The organism is Methylomonas sp. EFPC3 (genome assembly GCF_029643245.1).
GTDB lineage: Bacteria > Pseudomonadota > Gammaproteobacteria > Methylococcales > Methylomonadaceae > Methylomonas > Methylomonas koyamae_B.
On record NZ_CP116398.1, the window covers coordinates 684,407 to 701,747 of the forward strand.

The 17,341-nt window shown below is 56.0% G+C and carries 21 protein-coding genes and 1 tRNA gene; 10 read left to right on the forward strand and 12 right to left on the reverse strand.

The window, feature by feature from the left end:
• The first annotated feature begins 106 nt into the window (after window positions 1–106).
• Genes PL263_RS03050 through PL263_RS03065 form a run of 4 tightly spaced genes read left to right on the forward strand, consistent with a single transcriptional unit; the run spans window position 107 to window position 3,627 of the window.
• Window positions 107–1,033, forward strand: coding sequence for a diguanylate cyclase (locus tag PL263_RS03050; protein ID WP_278211644.1), 927 nt, complete (start codon window positions 107–109; stop codon window positions 1,031–1,033).
• A 3-nt stretch (window positions 1,034–1,036) separates the two neighbouring features.
• Window positions 1,037–1,960 carry a hypothetical protein gene (locus PL263_RS03055; RefSeq protein ID WP_278211645.1) on the forward strand — a complete coding sequence of 308 codons (924 nt, stop codon included), beginning with the start codon at window positions 1,037–1,039 and terminating at the stop codon, window positions 1,958–1,960.
• Window positions 1,957–2,634, forward strand: coding sequence for an HAD family phosphatase (locus PL263_RS03060; protein WP_278211646.1), 678 nt, complete (start codon window positions 1,957–1,959; stop codon window positions 2,632–2,634). Before PL263_RS03055 ends, PL263_RS03060 begins: the two co-directional genes overlap by 4 nt.
• A gap of 33 nt (window positions 2,635–2,667) precedes the next feature.
• A complete protein-coding gene (locus PL263_RS03065) occupies window positions 2,668–3,627 on the forward strand; it encodes a beta-ribofuranosylaminobenzene 5'-phosphate synthase family protein (protein ID WP_347568931.1) in 960 nt (319 codons plus the stop codon).
• Here PL263_RS03065 and soxZ read toward each other — a convergent pair.
• Both soxZ and PL263_RS03075 read right to left on the reverse strand, forming a co-directional pair.
• Window positions 3,624–3,941 carry a thiosulfate oxidation carrier complex protein SoxZ gene (gene soxZ, locus PL263_RS03070; protein WP_278211647.1) on the reverse strand — a complete coding sequence of 106 codons (318 nt, stop codon included), beginning with the start codon at window positions 3,939–3,941 and terminating at the stop codon, window positions 3,624–3,626. The genes PL263_RS03065 and soxZ overlap by 4 nt on opposite strands.
• The gene (locus PL263_RS03075) at window positions 3,941–4,402 is read right to left on the reverse strand and encodes a thiosulfate oxidation carrier protein SoxY (protein WP_278211648.1); all 462 of its coding nucleotides are present in this window, start codon (window positions 4,400–4,402) and stop codon (window positions 3,941–3,943) included. Before PL263_RS03075 ends, soxZ begins: the two co-directional genes overlap by 1 nt.
• Before the next feature lie 125 nt (window positions 4,403–4,527).
• Between PL263_RS03075 and PL263_RS03080 the strand changes: the two genes are divergently transcribed.
• Window positions 4,528–4,722 carry a hypothetical protein gene (locus PL263_RS03080; RefSeq protein WP_140912663.1) on the forward strand — a complete coding sequence of 65 codons (195 nt, stop codon included), beginning with the start codon at window positions 4,528–4,530 and terminating at the stop codon, window positions 4,720–4,722.
• A 147-nt stretch (window positions 4,723–4,869) separates the two neighbouring features.
• Here PL263_RS03080 and PL263_RS03085 read toward each other — a convergent pair whose 3' ends face one another.
• Genes PL263_RS03085 through nagZ form a run of 3 tightly spaced genes read right to left on the reverse strand, consistent with a single transcriptional unit; the run spans window position 4,870 to window position 7,164 of the window.
• Window positions 4,870–5,613, reverse strand: a complete 744-nt coding sequence (locus PL263_RS03085) for an S-methyl-5'-thioinosine phosphorylase (protein ID WP_278211649.1) — start codon at window positions 5,611–5,613, stop codon at window positions 4,870–4,872.
• Window positions 5,610–6,164, reverse strand: coding sequence for a hypoxanthine-guanine phosphoribosyltransferase (locus PL263_RS03090; protein ID WP_278211650.1), 555 nt, complete (start codon window positions 6,162–6,164; stop codon window positions 5,610–5,612). The genes PL263_RS03085 and PL263_RS03090 overlap by 4 nt, the downstream gene beginning before the upstream one ends.
• Window positions 6,148–7,164: a beta-N-acetylhexosaminidase gene (nagZ, locus tag PL263_RS03095; protein ID WP_278211651.1), complete on the reverse strand. Its 1,017-nt coding sequence runs from the start codon at window positions 7,162–7,164 to the stop codon at window positions 6,148–6,150. Before nagZ ends, PL263_RS03090 begins: the two co-directional genes overlap by 17 nt.
• Window positions 7,165–7,272: 108 nt before the next feature.
• On the opposite strand from nagZ, the gene PL263_RS03100 reads away from it, so the two are divergent.
• Window positions 7,273–7,635 (forward strand): flagellar basal body-associated FliL family protein, encoded by a 363-nt coding sequence (locus PL263_RS03100; protein WP_260839324.1) that lies wholly within the window; start codon window positions 7,273–7,275, stop codon window positions 7,633–7,635.
• Here the strand turns inward: PL263_RS03100 and PL263_RS03105 are convergent.
• Together PL263_RS03105 and xseA are read right to left on the reverse strand one after the other, a co-directional pair.
• Window positions 7,624–8,046 (reverse strand): HIT domain-containing protein, encoded by a 423-nt coding sequence (locus PL263_RS03105; protein ID WP_278211652.1) that lies wholly within the window; start codon window positions 8,044–8,046, stop codon window positions 7,624–7,626. The two genes, PL263_RS03100 and PL263_RS03105, sit on opposite strands and share 12 nt — an antisense overlap.
• A gap of 92 nt (window positions 8,047–8,138) precedes the next feature.
• Window positions 8,139–9,482: an exodeoxyribonuclease VII large subunit gene (gene xseA / locus PL263_RS03110; protein WP_278211653.1), complete on the reverse strand. Its 1,344-nt coding sequence runs from the start codon at window positions 9,480–9,482 to the stop codon at window positions 8,139–8,141.
• 150 nt (window positions 9,483–9,632) lie between these two features.
• Between xseA and dmeF the strand changes: the two genes are divergently transcribed.
• The gene (gene dmeF, locus PL263_RS03115; RefSeq protein ID WP_278211654.1) at window positions 9,633–10,661 is read left to right on the forward strand and encodes a CDF family Co(II)/Ni(II) efflux transporter DmeF; all 1,029 of its coding nucleotides are present in this window, start codon (window positions 9,633–9,635) and stop codon (window positions 10,659–10,661) included.
• On the opposite strand, the gene PL263_RS03120 is transcribed toward dmeF, so the two are convergent.
• Window positions 10,624–11,283: a class I SAM-dependent methyltransferase gene (locus PL263_RS03120; protein WP_278211655.1), complete on the reverse strand. Its 660-nt coding sequence runs from the start codon at window positions 11,281–11,283 to the stop codon at window positions 10,624–10,626. The genes dmeF and PL263_RS03120 overlap by 38 nt on opposite strands.
• A gap of 65 nt (window positions 11,284–11,348) precedes the next feature.
• Here PL263_RS03120 and PL263_RS03125 point away from each other — a divergent pair.
• Together PL263_RS03125 and PL263_RS03130 are read left to right on the forward strand one after the other, a co-directional pair.
• A tRNA-Asp gene (locus PL263_RS03125) sits at window positions 11,349–11,425 on the forward strand.
• A gap of 123 nt (window positions 11,426–11,548) precedes the next feature.
• A complete protein-coding gene (locus PL263_RS03130; protein ID WP_278211656.1) occupies window positions 11,549–11,977 on the forward strand; it encodes an Hsp20/alpha crystallin family protein in 429 nt (142 codons plus the stop codon).
• Here PL263_RS03130 and PL263_RS03135 read toward each other — a convergent pair.
• Entirely contained in the window at window positions 11,974–12,489 is a 516-nt protein-coding gene (locus PL263_RS03135; RefSeq protein ID WP_278211657.1) for an NUDIX domain-containing protein, read from the reverse strand. The two genes, PL263_RS03130 and PL263_RS03135, sit on opposite strands and share 4 nt — an antisense overlap.
• 66 nt (window positions 12,490–12,555) lie before the next feature.
• Here PL263_RS03135 and PL263_RS03140 point away from each other — a divergent pair, with 66 nt between their 5' ends.
• Window positions 12,556–13,179, forward strand: coding sequence for a TetR/AcrR family transcriptional regulator (locus PL263_RS03140; protein ID WP_278211658.1), 624 nt, complete (start codon window positions 12,556–12,558; stop codon window positions 13,177–13,179).
• Here PL263_RS03140 and lplT read toward each other — a convergent pair.
• Genes lplT through PL263_RS03155 form a run of 3 tightly spaced genes read right to left on the reverse strand, consistent with a single transcriptional unit; the run spans window position 13,124 to window position 17,296 of the window.
• Entirely contained in the window at window positions 13,124–14,296 is a 1,173-nt protein-coding gene (gene lplT / locus PL263_RS03145; protein ID WP_278211659.1) for a lysophospholipid transporter LplT, read from the reverse strand. The two genes, PL263_RS03140 and lplT, sit on opposite strands and share 56 nt — an antisense overlap.
• Before the next feature lie 48 nt (window positions 14,297–14,344).
• Window positions 14,345–15,133: an NYN domain-containing protein gene (locus tag PL263_RS03150; protein ID WP_278211660.1), complete on the reverse strand. Its 789-nt coding sequence runs from the start codon at window positions 15,131–15,133 to the stop codon at window positions 14,345–14,347.
• Window positions 15,134–17,296, reverse strand: coding sequence for an AMP-binding protein (locus PL263_RS03155; RefSeq protein WP_278211661.1), 2,163 nt, complete (start codon window positions 17,294–17,296; stop codon window positions 15,134–15,136).
• Window positions 17,297–17,341: the final 45 nt, after the last annotated feature.

Consider the following 17,341-nt stretch of genomic DNA (forward strand, 5'->3'; position numbering starts at 1 on the left):
CCGCGGGCGAGAATAGGTGATTGATTGGCTTTAATCAATTGTTTTCTGCGGCCTGCCGGATTTAAGCTATCATCGCGACCCTGCCCATGCCGTTGATAATCTGACGATGAAAATTTTGGTAGTAGACGATAGCAAAACCATTCGCCAACTGGCAGCCGAGTGTTTGCGGGAAATGGGGCACGAAGTGGCTTTCGCGGAAAACGGTGCCGAGTCGTTGCAATATGTCGCCGATCACGATGTGGACCTGATTCTGATGGATGTGGAAATGCCGAATTTGAGTGGATTCGAAGCCACCAAAGCCATCCGCGAGCTAAAAAAAGCCGATTGGTTTCCGGTGGTTTTTTTGACCACGCACGATGACGACGAATCGTTTGTTCACGGCGTACTGTCCGGCGGCGACGCTTACTTGTCCAAGCCGCTGAATCCGGTGCGCCTGCGTTTCACGGTCATGGCGATGGAGCGGATTTACGTGATGCGGGTGAAGTTACAGCAAGCTCAGCAGGAATTGCAGCGGGTCAATCGCGAATTGGAACGTTTGACCTTGCTGGATCAACTGACGGGATTAGGCAACCGCCGCCAATTCGATAGCAATTTTTCCGTGCAATTTGCCTGGGCAAGGCGGACCAAATCGCCTTTGACCTTACTGCTTTGCGACATCGACTATTTCAAGCAGTACAACGATAGCCGCGGCCATCCGCAAGGCGATGCTTGCTTGATCGAGGTGGCGCAAAGCATCCGCGCCCAACTTGAGCGCGACAGTGATCTGATTTGCCGATACGGCGGCGAGGAGTTTGCCGCTATATTACCGGACACGCCCCTGTCCGAAGCCAGGCGTCTGGCGGAGCTGATTCGCGAGGATGTCTGGAACAAGCAGCTGCAACACGAAGCGGCGCCGGGAGGCTATGTCAGCCTGAGTTTGGGCGTAGCGACGTTCGTCGGCCAATACAAATCTCCGCATAGCATGCTGGAGGCGGCCGACGCGGCTTTATATAAAGCCAAACAGCACGGCCGCAACCGAGTCGAGATCGACTAAGCCGTGTATTTCGCCAAGGATTTCGTGGAGACTGCCGAAGGCTTGATCTTCGCTGCCGTCAGCAGCGGATTGGAGCAGGGCAAGGTTCTATGTTTTCTGCGCTATTTGCGCGTCGATGGCCGCTGGCGCAAAGTCGGCACCGATTTTGCCAACGATTTTCTGCGCCAGTCTTATCCGCACTATTTGCATTATTCGGCGGTGATCGACGCCGACGTCCACGCCGTACCGGCGTCCGCGATCGTCCGGCACTACCAGCCCCGCAAGCAATTGCAAGCACTGTTGCGGCAGCAGCCGGCCGATGAAGTGTCGGCTGACTTGCAGCACTTGTGCCGGCTGTTCGCCGAAAATGGTTTGGCGCTGGAATTGTTCGGCGTCACCGGTTCGTTGCTGGTGGGGGTGCAAAACCGCGATTCCGATATCGATCTGGTGTGTTACGACCGCGACGAGTTTCATCGTGCCCGCTACACCGTGCAGGCGCTGATCGCCCAGGATCGACTGCAGGCCTTGAACGATGCCGATTGGCTGGAGGCCTACCGGCGCCGCGCCTGCGATTTTGCGCTGGACGACTACATCTGGCACGAGCAACGCAAATATAACAAGGGCATGATCAATCAACGCAAATTCGATTTGTCGCTACTGAGCGAAGCCGACTCGACGACAGCAAATTACCGCAAGTTGGATTTTGCCCGGATAGAAGCCGAAGTGGCCGACGATCGTTTCAGTTTCGATTATCCGGCTTGTTTTGCGCTGAAACATGCCGAGATCGACAGCGTGGTCAGTTTTACCGCGACCTTTAACGGCCAGGCCCAACAAGGCGAATGGATTCAGGCCGCCGGCTGGGTCGAAGTCGATGAACATGGCCGCAAGCGGCTGGTAGTCGGTTCCACCCGGGAAGCCATCGGCGAGTACATCAAGGTGTTGCGTTGACGTCTTGGCGATTGGCGGGACTGATATTCGACCTGGACGGGCTGGTCTTGGATACCGAGACCACTTATTTCGCGGCGTGGCGGCGGGCGGCGGCGGATATGGGTTGCGAATTGTCGGACCAGTTTTGCACCAGCTTGTCCGGTTGTTCGGGTGATGTGGTTCGGCAACGCTTGCAGGAGTATGGCGGCAGCGGATTCGATATCGGCGCATTTCAAAGCTTGAGCAGCCACTATTGGGTGGAGCACGTTGAGCGCCACGGTATCGCCGTCAAGCCCGGTTTTTGGGCGGCTTTGGCCGCCGCCAACCGCTGCGGCTTGAGTTATGCGCTGGCGACCAACAGTCGCCGCGCCAATGCCGAACGCTGCCTGCAAGCGGCCGGATTGCATCAGGTGTTTACCGTCATGGTCACCGCCGATACCGTGATGCGGGCCAAGCCGGCGCCGGATCTGTTTTTACGTGCGGCCGACGCCTTGGCTTGTCCGATTACCGATTGTCTGGTACTGGAGGATTCGCCGGTCGGCGTCCGGGCGGCAAAAGCCGCCGGCGCACGCTGCATCATGGTGCCCTCGACCGCGGCGGCGGCGCCGGAGGCTGCCGGTTTGGCCGATAGGGTGATGGCCGATTTGTACCAAGTCGCTGATTTACTCTCGGCTCAGGGCTCGCTTCCGCTATAATGCCGCCTCATTTTTGCTAAGGGAATCCTGGTGGTGAAAGCGCAATTCCAATCAGTCACAGTGATCGCTCCGGCCCGGCTGCACATGGGGTTTATCGATCTGAGCGGCGGCTTGGGACGGCATTTCGGCAGCATCGGCGTAGCCTTGAACGAAATCAACACTCGGCTCAGCGTCAGCCTTGCCGACGAGTTGACGGTTAACGGGCCGGGCGCCGAACGCGCCCGCCGCTGCGTTGGCCAGTTTTGCGAATATGCCGGGGTGCCTGACCGGTTGCGGATCGATATCGCCGCAGCGATTCCGGAACATATCGGTCTGGGTTCGGGGACGCAAATGGCGTTAGCGGTCGGGGCCGCATTGAACCGATTTTACGGACTGGGCCTGTCGGTCCGGGAGATTGCCCAGTTGTCGGACCGCGGTGCCCGTTCTGGAATCGGAATCGGGATTTTCGAAAAAGGCGGGGTGATCGTCGACGGCGGCCGTGGCCCCAATACGATGACGCCGCCGGTGATCGCACAAATGGCGGTTCCGGAGGCCTGGCGTTTCGTTTTGGTTTTCGACCAACGCGGTCAGGGATTGCACGGCCAGCAGGAGGTCAGCGCTTTCAGCGAATTGCCGCCGTTTCCGCAGGCTCAAGCCGAACGCTTGTGCTATCTGCTGTTGATGCGCGGTTTACCGGCTTTGGCTGAACACGATCTGCAGCAATTCGGCGATGTCATCACCTTATTGCAGCAAGCCGTCGGCGAACATTTCGCGCCGGTGCAGGGCGGCGTGTTCACCAGCCCCGAAGTCGCGGCGGCAATGGCTTACCTGGCGGAGCAGGGCGCGGTCGCCATCGGCCAAACCTCTTGGGGGCCGACCGGTTTTTGCGCCGTGGCCAGCCCGGAAGTTGCGGATGGCTTGCTAGCGGACTTGCGGCGCAAATTCGCGGATTCGCCGTTGAGTTTTACGCTTGCCAGCGCCAGAAATCTGCCGGCAGAGTTGATCGACGGCTAGCGGTTAACGCCGATTCGATGTTCGGCGCTGTCGCTTGAACCGAGGTTATCGCGCCAGTCAACGCGAAGCACGTCGCCGTCGGCAGCTTGCTTCAACCGAAAACTGAAGAAGGGATTCTTCGACACGCTGCCCGCCATATTCACCGTCAGTAGCGGTTGCGCATTCAATGTCAGCGCCAACTGTTCGATGAAATGGGCCGGAATCAAGTTGCCTGCGGCGTCGCGGTTGCGGCCGTTTTCCATCGGATGTTCGATCAGCACCTTCACCTCGATCAATTCCCCTTCCCGCCGGCTGCGCACCTTGATGCTGTTCATTAACCGCTCCCGCAGCCGCCGCGCATCACATTGACCCAACGGCTACAACGCAACAAGCCGCCGTCGCGGCGGGCGATCAGGGTCACTCGGCAGGATTCCGCCAGTTTGATCCGCGCGGTGAGATATACCGCCACCACCGGCGCCAATTCCAATTCGGCAACCAGCGGCGTCGGATTTTTATCGGCCAATAGATAAAGCCGATCGATGCCGTCCAATTCGCTGCGGATCGTCACCGGCACCACGGCACCGTCTTCGGCGATTTCCGGCAGAATCAATTCAATTGATTCGCTGTCGACGACGGCTTGGTCGCCGAATAGTTTGGCATAACGATCGGTGAAGTCGCTGGCGGCAAAATCTTCAGCCACCCGCGCGGCAATGCCGTCTGCCGTGTCGGCAAGCAGTAGCCCGCCGGCCGCCAATATGCCGCTGTGTTTCAGAAACTTCCGCCGAGAATGCGCCATCGGGCTGTAATAACCATAGAAAGATTGACGTATATCAAAATTCCGTCCGGTTCCTTTGTTATCTTGTGCCGCGTTGAAAACATTTTCAGCACCACCACTAAAAAACCAGAAAAGGAAGGTATCAAATGAACGAAGTACAAGAAAAAGACAATTTTTGGACATACATAGCTGTTGCCGTCGTATTGGTCGCCGGCGCGGTGCTGATGGTAAAAAATGCCGAACACGACAAATATGCAACAGCAGCCAAAAATATCGCCGAAGACTCCAGTAATTCGGCTTACCGTTCCGACGTACTGCATAAAGGCGGTCTAACCAAATAAGCTTCCGCCGTCGAGCCGGAGCGATCTTCTCCGCAAAGAGCCGGCTCGACTAGACGGATACTTATAGGAACCGAGGGTGTCGGTTCCGATCTTTCGCGGGGGTTGGCGCAATTGTCCGGGTCGCGCCAGCTCCCGTTTTTCGTTGAATCATGTCGGCGACGACAGCACTGTTGCCTTTAGCAGCTTAATTGCATTGCTCATACCGGTCAGCAGATTCTTCTCGATTTCGGCCATCGTGATTTCGCCGTCGACGATGCCGGCCGCCCAGTTGGCAACCACCGAAATGTTGGCGTATGGAATTTCCAGTTCCCGGGCCAGCGCCGCTTCCGGCATTCCGGTCATACCGACCAAATCGCAACCGTCGTTGGCCATACGTTTGATTTCCGCGATCGTCTCCAGCCTCGGCCCCTGGGTACAGCCGTAAACGCCACCATCGTATACCTCGATGCCGGCCGTGTTGGCGGCCCGCAGGATACGCTGCCTCAAACTCGGAGTATACGGTTCGGTAAAATCGATATGGGTCACGTGTTCCAGTTCGTCGGCAAAAAACGTGTGTTCGCGGCCGTAACTGTAATCGATCAATTGTGTCGGAATCGCAATCTTGGCCGGTCCCATCGCTGCGCCGATGCCGCCGACCGCGGCGACGCCGATGATTTCAGTGGCGCCCAGTTGCTGCAAACCCCAGATATTGGCGCGGTAATTGATTTTATGGGGCGGAATCCGGTGCGGATTGCCGTGTCTGGCCAGGAATATCAGGGAGTGTCCATTCAATTCGCCGAATACGTATGGCGCAGATGGTGAGCCGAACGGCGTTTCCAGGGTTTGTTCGCCGGTTATGCTCAGTTCTGCGATTTGGGTCAGGCCGGTGCCGCCGATAATTGCCAATGTCATAACACTTCCTTGCAGGCGAAGACGCCCGGTGCGTTTCTCAAATAACCCTTGTAATCCATACCGTAACCGAACAAGTAGTGGTTGGCGACGGTCAAGCCGACGAAGTCCGGTGTAACCGGCTTTTCCTGATCCAGTTGTTTGTCGAACAACACGGCGGTGAAGACTTGTTCCGCACCTTGCTCCAGACAATAGTCGATAATGCCTTGCAGCGTGTGGCCTTCGTCCAGTATGTCGTCGACGATCAATACCGAACGTCCCGAGAGCGGGGTCGTCGGTTTGTACAGCCAGTGCAGATCGCTGCCGGACGTGGCATTGCGGTAGCGGCTGGCATGGATGCTGTCCAAGGTCAAAGGGAAGTCCAGCCGCGGCAGTAATTTGCCGGCGGCGATGATGCCGCCGTTGATGACGCATAACAGCAACAGATTACTGTCGGCCAAGGTCCGATTGATGTTGGCCGCCATTTGGTCCAGCGCTGCCTCGACCTCGGCCTCGCTGTGCAACAACAGCGCCTGTTGTTTGACCAACTCGATTTCTTCAAGCAAAGGATTCATAAAATTCGGTGATTAGTTGGGAAAATTGGCGCCATTGCGGGTGTTCGGCCAAATTGTCCAGACTCAAGTTGTTGCGACCGCGCATGGCTTGCAGGCGTCGTTCGCGCTTGTCGTCGCGGTTGGTCGGTAAAGTGTCCAATACCTGTTCGGCGGCCGTCGGGTTATTGCACACCAGCAGCATGTCGCAACCGGCTTGTTGAGCCAGTCCCGCGCGCTCGTTGAAGTCGCCGATGCTGGCGGCCCCGGCCATACTCAGGTCGTCGCTGAAAATGGCGCCGTCGAAACCCAATTCCCGGCGCAGTACCTGCTGCAACCAAATCTCGGAAAATCCGGCCGGATAGCGGTCGACCTGCGGGTAAAGCACATGCGCAGGCATTACTGCTTCCAAGCCTTCCTCGATCAAGCGCCGGAACGGGACCAAATCCTGGCGGCGAATGCCTTCCAGGTCGCGCTCGTCTATCGGTAAGTCCAGATGCGAATCCAGTGCCACCCCGCCATGGCCGGGGAAGTGCTTGCCGGTGGCGGCCATGCCGGCGGCGCGCATGCCGGCGCGGAATTTGCCGGCCAGTTCGGCGGCTTGTTCCGGGACTTGAGAGAACGAGCGGTCGCCGATGATCGTGCTGATGCCGCAGTCCACATCCAGCACCGGGGCAAAGCTGAAGTCGGCGCCGACGGCCAAAATCTCGCTGGCCATCAGCCAACCGGCCGCTTCCGCCAATTCCGGTCGCTCGGCGTAACGCGCCGCCGCCGGCAAGCGGGTAAAGCCGGTTTGGAAGCGTTGGACCCGGCCGCCTTCCTGGTCGACGGCAATCAGAATATCGCCGTTGCGGGCCTGGCGAATGTTGCGGATCAATTGGGCAACCTGTTGCGGATTTTCGTAATTGCGGGAAAACAGGATCAAGGCGCCGGTATTGGGATGAGCGATTTTTTCTAGGTCCAGCGCAGTCAGGCTGTGGCCTGCGATGTCGATCATCACCGGGCCGATAGCGAGTGGTTTCATCGTGATAAATGCAGAAAATGGAATATACTTTTTGGCGTTACCACCACATTATATGAGGAATCCGTGCGAACATTTATTTTGTTGCTCTGTTTAGTAATGGCGCCGTTTATGGCGCAGGCCAACTCGGGCGAGAAAAAGGCCGACGAAAGCGCCGGGCCGGTGATCGAATACATCGAAATGAAGCCGAAATTTACGGTGAATCTGGCCGAACCGAAACGGTATCTGATGATCAACGTGCAGTTGCTGGTAGAAGGCGCCGAGCATGTCGAGAAAGTCAAAAAACATATGCCGCTGTTGCGTCACGAAATGATCATGATGTTGAGCGGCATGCATGTCGCGGATGTGCAGTCCATGGAACAACGTGAGGCCTTGCGCCTGAAAACCAAACAACTGATTACCGACTTGCTGGTTAAAATTCAAAATAGCGACGGTTTCAGAGATGTCTTCTTTTCCGAGTTTTTAATCCAATAACCATTCTCCCAGCGTTTCGCGCAGTTGCGTGAGGCGCTGCTCCGGTTGTTCGCCATTGTAGGGCAGGGCTGGAAACTTTCCCCAAACCGGCGCCGGCCAGGCTTTGTCGCTTTGGTAACGCGCTACGTGATGCAGGTGTAGTTGCGGTACCAGATTGCCGATTGCGGCGATGTTCAGTTTGTCAGGCCGGTATAACCGGTCTAACGCCTCTGCCAACAGGCAGGATTCTTCCAACAGCGTATGCCGGTCCGCGGGATTTAACTGGTATATTTCTGTGATATCGGCTCGACGCGGCACCAGGATGAACCAGGGATATTGGCTGTCGTTCATCATCAGCAGTTCCGACAGTGCCAGACTGCCAACGCTAAAACAATCCCGTCGCAATTGCGGGTGAAGTTGAAAATCGGTCATTGCTACCTCTTATAAATGTCGGTCGATTCCGCCGCAGGCCGAATTGGTGTTGCCGTCACCGGCAGTATTGGTGGGTTTTTTCCAAAGCAAAGTTAACCGTCGGTAATATCGGTGATGCGACTGACGATTCGGCCGTCGGCCAAGCGGGTATCGAGCAGATCGTCGGAGTTTAGCTGGCTTACCGACTTGATCACCTGTGCCGAGCCGTGGCGCCGAACGATAGCATAGCCGCGTTCCAGCGTGGCCAGTGGGCTGACGGCCTGCAGGGTTTGCGCTGCGGCGGCGTGACGGCTTTTTAACCCTGCAATTTTGCCGTTTACCGCAGCCTGAAGCCGTTGCCGGAAAAATTGCAATTGCCGTTGCTGAGCATTGATTGCCGCCAGCGGTTGGTTGCGGTACAAGCGCTGTTCGCGGATCGCCGCTTGCTGGCGGGCATGAGCCAGCCGGTTTTGCATCGCATGTTGCAGGCGCAGTTCCAATTCGTCCAGGCGTTGAGCATTGCGCTGCAGCTTCTGGCCGGGGTGCTGGCTGCGCAAGGCTTTTTCCAGCCACTCCAGCTGCTGGCGCTGACGCAGTAGTTTTTGCTGTATCAGTCGCTGCAGTTGGCGCTCGAAGCTGGCAAATGCGCCGAGCAAGCTATTCGCATCCGGTACCACGCATTCGGCGGCCGCCGACGGCGTCGGCGCGCGCATGTCGGCGACGAAATCGGCGATGCTGAAGTCCACTTCGTGGCCGACGGCGGAGATTACCGGAATCTTGCTGGCGGCAATGGCACGGGCGACGATTTCCTCGTTGAACGCCCATAAGTCTTCCAGCGAGCCGCCACCGCGGGCCAAAATCAGAACGTCGGCTTGCGGATTGCGATTTGCTTTGGCCAATGCCGCGCTGATTTCGAATTTAGCGCTCTCGCCCTGTACCGCAACCGGATAAATCAGGACCGGTATCGCCGGAAAACGCCGTCTCAATACGCTGAGGATATCGTGAATCGCGGCGCCGCTGGCCGAAGTAATCACGCCGATGCAGTCCGGCAGGGTAGGTAGCGGTTTTTTGCGTTCCTGGTCGAACAAACCCTCGGCCAGCAGTTTCTGTTTCAGGCGTTCGAACGCAAGCCGCAAGGCGCCGTCGCCGGCTTCGGCCAGATGTTCCACCACCAGCTGGTAATCGCCGCGCGGCTCGTACAAACTGACCTGGGCGGTGGCGATAACCGAGTCGCCATTGGCCGGTTTGAAACGTAATCGTTGCTGCTGACCCTTGAACATGGCGCAACGAACCTGGGCCTGGGCATCTTTCAACGTGAAGTAATAGTGGCCAGACGAAGGCAGGCTCAGGTTGGATATTTCGCCCTGTACCTGCACGGTTCGAAAGTGGTTGGCCAACAGGCGCTTGGTTTCGCGGTTGAGTTCGGAAACGCTGTAGATAGCTTCGGAATCGGTCATTGAACGGGGTAGGGGGCTGCTTAGCTTAATGACTCTATTCTAAGCCGATTCTGCGGTTTCCGGTCGGCTTCTCCTGAGCGGCGGTTTTTGCCGGAGAGCTGGGGTAGAATGGTGCAGTTAAGGTTTTGGTGGACGACAAGGATTCGACTCATGCATGAACATCAACTCGGTAATTGGCAGCACTCTCACGATTTCGCCAGGATTAACCGTAAAGGCGAGCGGCGGACCAAATGGGTGCTGGCACTGACGTTTAGCACAATGTTGGTGGAAATTGCCGCCGGCATGCAGTTCCACTCGATGGCTTTGCTGGCGGACGGCTGGCATATGGCGACTCACGTTGTCGCCTTCATGATTGCTATTTTTGCCTACCGCTACAGTCGGATTCATCAGCACGACCAAACCTTTGCTTTTAGCCCGGCCAAGGTCAGCGTATTGGGCGGTTTTGCCAGCTCAATCGCCTTGGCGATGGTGGCATTCGTAATGGTGGCCGATTCGATCGAACGCTTGTTGGCACCGCAGGCCATTCATTTCGACGAAGCAATTTTGGTGGCCGAAGTCGGTTTGCTGATCAATCTGGTGAGTGCGTTGTTATTGGGCGACCATCACGACCACCATCACGGCGACCATCATCACCACGACCACGACCACGACCACGACCACGACCACGACCATGAACATGAACATGAACATGAACATGAACATGAACATGAACATGAACATGAAAGCCGCGGCCACCATGACCATAACTTGCGAGCGGCCTATCTGCACGTGGTGGCGGACGCACTGACCTCGGTATTGGCGATTATCGCGTTGTTAGCCGGTAAATATTACGGCTGGGTCTGGTTGGACACCGTGATGGGATTTGTCGGTGCCGGGGTGATATTGATTTGGGCGGTCGGTTTGATCAGGGACACCAGCCCGATTTTGCTGGATCAGAGTATCGATTCCGCTTACGCCGCCAAAATACGGGCCGTTTTGGAACAGGACGGCGAATGCCGCGTTGTCGATCTGCACATCTGGCCGGTCAGCGCCAACCACTATGCCGCCATTATCGGTCTGGTCACGCAGCACCCGAAACCGCCGCAGTATTACAAGGGCTTGTTGGCAGAGTTTCGCAAGTTGGACCACGTCACGGTGGAGGTCAATTGCTGCGTCGGTGCCGATTGCGTTGCAAAATGATGACGTCGCTGCCGATGAATTCGATCGCGCAGTCGTAGTGCTCTGCCAGCCACGTTAAAGTGGGTCGCGAGAAAAAAGCGATGTGGGTCGGGTCGTTCTTGTAATGCCAGCGGCTGAAGGCGTCCGCATCGATTACCAATTTAGTCATGATACCCAGCCAACCTCCGGGGCGAATCAAACCGAACAGACGGCCGAATTCCCGCCCAGGCTCGCGAAAGTGCTCGATGACTTCGGTGCAGGTGATAAAGTCGTATTGCTGCTGCAAATGTGCGGGATGATTGGCGTAAATCGGGTCGTACAGTTTGACGCGATGTCCGTATTCCTCAAGCATGCTGGCCATTGCCGGACCGGGGCCGCAGCCGTAATCCAGCCCTTCCGAGCCGGGCGGCAACAGGCTGGCCAGCGGTAACGCCAGCCGCGACAGAAAGTTAAGATAGCCGGCATCGTTTGAGTGGTTTTGATGCAGATCGTAAATCGCTTTTTCCGCGTCCCGGCTTAAATGTTGGCTGCTATCCACAAACACCAGCCAACATTTTGCGCAGCGGCGGTAATCGCGTTGCCGGTCGCGATGAAAATGGTTTGTGTCATGGCTGGTGCAAAGCGGGCAGGTCGAGTTGTCCATGGTCGATACCGATTTTTTACTTGACCGTATTTTATCAGCTCGTATAATGAGCGGCTCACCAACGCGGAGCGGTAGTTCAGTTGGTTAGAATACCGGCCTGTCACGCCGGGGGTCGCGGGTTCGAGCCCCGTCCGCTCCGCCAATCGTTTTCTCTCATCTCCTTTCGCTCTCGAGCCGCAACAATTTCCTGGGATTTTCCTCGGTTGCAATGCCAGCCCAATTTTGTATCATCGCATTTCCCGCAGAAACTATAAGGAGAAATGCTATGAGCAGCTTGAGTCCATTTGTCGGCGGTAATCTGTTTGACGAGTTGTTTCGGGATATCAGTCCGGGCTATTGGGTCCGTCCTTTACACGGCGATCCGTTGCCGGCGCAGATTAAAGTCGATATTAAAGAAAATCCGAACGAATACGTCGTTCACGCCGAATTGCCCGGTGCCGGCAAAGAAAACATCCATGTCCAGATCGAAGGCAACGCAGTCAGTATCCGCGCCGAAATCAGCCAGATCGACACGCAGAACAAGGACGACAAACCTTTGCGCAGCGAGCGTTATTTCGGGCAGGTCTCGCGCAGTTTTCAGTTGCCGGTCGAGATCGATCAAGGCGCTAGTAAAGCCCGCTACGACAACGGCATCCTGACCTTGAATCTGGTCAAAGCCCAAAGCAAAGGCGGCCAGCGTTTGAGCATTGATTAACCGCCTGCTGGCGGCACAATCTGGCGGTAACGCCGCCAAATTATCTTGAAGGTTTCGGTCATCGTCGGGTCGTCTTTGGCGACCCGATCGTCTATGGCAGTGGGCGGGAACCAGCCGCCTTCGTCTATTTCGTCCGCTGCCAATTGGAACGGCCCGTTATGTCGGGCTTGGTAGACCTGAATAAACTCCATGCCCAGTTCCGGGCAAGCCTCCAGTTTGAATAAAGCTTTCAAATCGGCGGCGGCCACTCCCAACTCTTCTTCCAGCTCGCGCGGCGCGCAATCGGCGTAGGTCTCGCCGGCGTCGACATGGCCGGCGGCAGACGTGTCCCACAGACCTTTGTTCAGATCTTTCAGCATCGAGCGTTTTTGCAAAAACAACTGGTCGCGGTCGTTAAACACCAATATATGCACAGCGCGGTGACGGCGGCCGGTGGCGTGGATTTCCTGGCGCGGGCGCTGTTCCAGAATGCAGTCGAGTTCGTCGACCACGTCGAGCAGTTCGTTTGACATGTCAGCTATCGATTCCTATGGCAAGGTCGTGTATCGTAACCGTTTTTGATGGATTATCGAGCGAACATGGCAAGAAGAAGCGAGCATAGTCAGGAGCAGATCCGGGAAATGGTGCTGAAGGCGGCGGAAACCATTGTTATCGAGGATGGTTTTAATGCTTTGACGGTCAGGAAGATTGCGCTGGAGATCGGCTATACGGTCGGCAGCATTTACATGGTGTTCGCCAATATGAACGATCTGGCAACCCACGTTAAGGCGCGGACTTTGGAGCAACTTGCCGAACACCTGCAACAAAGCGTAACCGACGGCGGCGCCGAACAGCAGTTGATGGCGCTGGCGGATACTTACTTGCAATTCGCCGCCCGCCATTTCAACCGCTGGCGGATGATTTTCGATGCCCAGAGCGATGCGCCGGTACCGGATTGGTACCAAGCCAAGGTCGAACAAATGTTCGCGATTGCCGAAGCCTTGTTCGGCCAGCTAGCGCAGGATGTCTCCGCCGAGCGGAGCCGGCTGGCATCGCGTGCGTTGTGGAGCGGCATCCACGGCATCTGCATCCTCTCCTTGACCGGCGAGCAGCAAGCCGGCGAAGTCGAAGCCGCGAAAAAGGCGGTGGAGTTGCTGGTTTGGACTTTTATTCAGGGCTGGAAGATTGCGCCGAATCCGGCAAATGCCATGCCACCAGAATAGTCGCTACCAGCAATAGCAGCCCCAATCCGACCATAGCCGCGATTGGAGTCACCTGTTCCGCTGCGGCCAGGGTATAGCAACCGACCGCCAGCAACATTGCCGCGTTTTGAAAAAAGTTTTGCATCGCCACTGCGCCGCCGCTGCCGATGCTTTGTTGGCCGATTTCCTGCAAGGCGGCGTTGATCGGCACGATAAACAATCCGCCGGCGGTCCCCATCAAAAACAGCACGCCGCGCGCCGGCCAGATCGCGTCGGTAAAACTTAATGCCACAATCAGCGCACTCATTGCATAGGCAGGAATCCTTGCCCGGCGCAGATGTTCCAGCGGAATCAAGTGGGGTGCCAGCGCTGAGCCGGCGATGATGCCCAACGCCAGAAATAGCGTCAGGTTGGCGATGTCGCTGGCATTGTGCAGCATCAACACCAATGGCGCCCAGGCGATGATGATGACCCGGACGCTGGCCGCCGCCGCCCAAAACAGCGAAGCACCCAAAACCGCAAACCGCGAGCGCGGTACCGACAGAAAATCTTTGACCTCGCGGTAAAACAGCAGGATTTTCGAACCGCCGCCTATCGTTTTGCGCAATCCTGTCGGCAAAAACAGCGTCGTCGCAGCCGACACCGAGTACAGACCGATCGTGGCCAGCAAAGCCCAGGTGACGGAATGGTCGGCCAGCTTGGCGCCGACCAGCATACCGGTCAGTATCGCTAAAATGGTCGAGCCCTCGACCCAGCTATTGGCTTTGACCAAGGCATTGTGTCCGGCCAACTCCGGCAATATGCCATATTTGGCTGGGCTGTAGAGCGTGGCACCGACGCCGACCAGGCAATAAGCCAGCAAAGGTTCGACCTTGACCAGCAATAACCCGGCGCCGCCGGCTTTGATCAGATTGGCGATGATCAGTACCCGCGATTTAGGCTGGCTGTCGGCAAAGCCGCCCGCCCAGGGTGCCAACGCGACGAAAGTCACCAAAAATACGCTCTGCAATGCCGGCACGTACCAACTGGCCGGTTCCGCTTGTTGCATCACCATTGCAATGACCGTGAACAAAATGGCGTTATCGGCAAAGGCCGAGAGAAATTGCGCAACCAGCAACGGATAAATGGATTTGTTCATGCACGTATTCTTTAGTTTATTTTGATAAGATTCGTGGAGTAATTCTAACTAAGCCTTTTGTCGCTTCTTGTCTCTATAAAACATCCTAGTAGCGTTAGTTCCTTTCATTTTTTCATGAGTAAATTCGAATAATGTAGTTGCTTCAATTAATGTTGAAAGTTTCGAATATCCATAATTTCTAGAATCAAAATCAGGGAATTGTCGTTTGATCAAGCTTCCCGCCAAGCCCAAGAGTGCCCAACCATTCTCATCTGAACATTCCTTTGCGGCATTTCTGAGGCTGTTGATGAGTTTTGTATCCATACAAAGTTGTTGTCTGGTCCATTGGTTTTTGATCAAGGGAAGTGTTTTATCTGTAAGTGTGCTTGAGGTTTTTTCTTCAGTATCCGAGGAATCAAGTGTTACTAAAACATCAATGTAAATAAAATCATCACACGCATTTCTAAAAGAGATAGGGGTTTGCCTCTCTCCAACACCATACACATGGAACTGCGATTCCTTTAATCGAGTTGCCAATCTAGTAAAGTCACTATCACTTGAAATAATCGCAAACGCGTCAAATTTATTTGAATATAGTAAATCCATCGCATCGATTATAAGTGCCGCATCTGAGGAGTTTTTGCCTTGAGTATAAGAGAACTGCTGTATTGGCTGTATTGCTAATTCATTGAGCTTTTCTTTCCAATTTTTTAATGCAGATGAAGCCCAGTCACCATACGCTCGCTTCACGATTAAATAGCCATATTTGGATAGCTCAGTAATTATTGCCTCAAGAGAGGTTAGGCGCGTGTTTTCAGCATCGATCAGAACAGCGAGTTTCTTTTCGAGATGAAGCATTTACTGCCCTTCCTGGATCATCATGAGGTTGTTAGCAACCTCTGTAGCGCCCGGATAGTCGGTTTTACCGGTGGCCAACACCGGCAGTTTTTCCAGGACAAACAATTTTTTCGGCAAATTGATGGCCGCCACGCCCGGCGAGGCTTCGGCCAATTGCTTCAACATTGCGTTGCGTTGGGTGGTCAGCAGGATGATTTGTTCGCCCTTGCGCGGGTCGGGCAGGCTGACCGCGGCGTGTTGTGCGTCCGGCCAGGCCTGGATCGCCAATTGCTCGACCGCGGTCAGCGACACCATTTCGCCGCCGACCTTGGCAAAGCGCTTGCTGCGGCCGCGAATGTGAATAAAGCCCTCGTCGTCGACGTGGACGATGTCGCCGGTATCGTACCAACCTTCGCCGTACTGCGGCGAAATCGGGGGCGTCAATACGCCGGGATTATCCGGCAATAAGTAGCCTTTCATGATATTCGGCCCGGCCACGTGCAGCCGGCCGGCGCCGTCGATGCCCGGTACCGGCTCCAGGTGGTGCAGCATGTCGGGCATGAAGCGGCCGACGCTGCCGGCTTTGTAGTCCATCGGCGTATTGACCGATGTGACCGGAGCCGTTTCGGTCGCGCCGTAACCTTCCAGAATCCGGATCCCGAATTTGTTCAGCCACAGGGTGCGGGTGGTTTCCTGCAATTTTTCGGCGCCGGCCACGACATAACGCATCTTGTAAAAATCGTAGGGGTGGGCTTTTTTCGCATATGCCGCCAGGAAGGTGTTGGTACCGAACATGATCGTGGCGCCGACCTCGTAGGCCATTTCCGGAATCACCGCGTAATGCAGCGGGGAAGGATAGAAAAAACTGACCATGCCGTTCAACACCGACATCATGGTGCCGACGGTGAAACCGAAGGAATGGAACATCGGCAGGAAATTCAACACCACGTCGCCCGGTCCGAAATCGATGCGGGAGCGAATCTGTTTATGGTTGGCCAGAATGTTGGCATGCGACAGCACCACACCTTTCGGCAAGCCCTCCGAGCCGGAAGTGAACAGTACCACGGCCGCATCGTCGGCATCGTATTCCCGGCTTTTGTACCAGAGTCGGGCGGTTTTGCCCTGCAGCCACGCTGCAGCTTTGTCGAAGCCGGTCAGCGCCGCCGCCAAGTCCTCCAGATAGACCAAGTTCACTTGCTCAGCCAGTGTATCCGCTTCGGTTTGCAAATGTGCGGCTTCGATGAACTTGCGCGAGGTCAGTACGGTGTTGACCCGGCCGGTGCGGCAGGCGGCAGCCATCCCGGCTGCGCCCAGCGAGTAATTCAGCATCGCCGGGGTGCGGCGGTAAAGTTGCAGGCCCAGGATTACGTTCAAGGTCTTACAACTGTTCGGCAGCAACACGCCAACGTTTTCGCCGGACTCGGTAATGGATTTCACCAATTTGCCGACCGCGATGCTGCGCGTAATCAACGTGTCGTAACTGACCGGTTTGCGCTCCAGGTCCTCGGCAATGGCATAGTTGCCGCCGAAAATGGTGCGGGCTTCCAGTAGCGCAGCAAAAATGGTTTGCCGGTAATGGCTGGTGGCAAACATCATTTCGCTCATGATGTCCGATAAAATATGGCCGCTATGTTTGCGGCGGGCTTTGCCGGTGACGTCGCCGTGGGTTTCGATGCGGGTCGGGGGCAGGATGTGGAGGGTGATGCGCGGAAACCAGCGTTGTCTGACCTTATCGCCCAATTTGGAGAAGCGGCTGAATTCGGCGCCGTCGATCCGCACCGGCAGCAGCGTGGCACCGGATTTATCGGCGACCATGCCGGTACCGTCGTATATTTTCATCAACGTACCGGTGGTGGTGATTCGACCTTCCGGGAAAATCACGGTTTTGGTGTCCTGCTGCATGTGGTGGATCAGGGCTTTCAGCGACAGCGGATGGGTCGGGTCCATCGGGAACACTTTGGATAGCCTCAAGAACGGTCGCAACCACCAGCGTTCGGAGATGTGGGTATTGATGGCGAACGTGATGTCGTCCGGTAAAAACACGCCCAATAACAGGGGATCGAGAAACGAGGTGTGGTTGGCGACGATCAGCACCCGGTTGCCGGCTGCGGCGTAATTCTCCAGACCGTTGACCTTGACCCGATAAAGTAGGGTTAACAACCAGCGCAATACGATTTTCAACATAAATTTCCTCCCCGGCGCAGTTTAGCAGACAGTAAAGATAAAGAC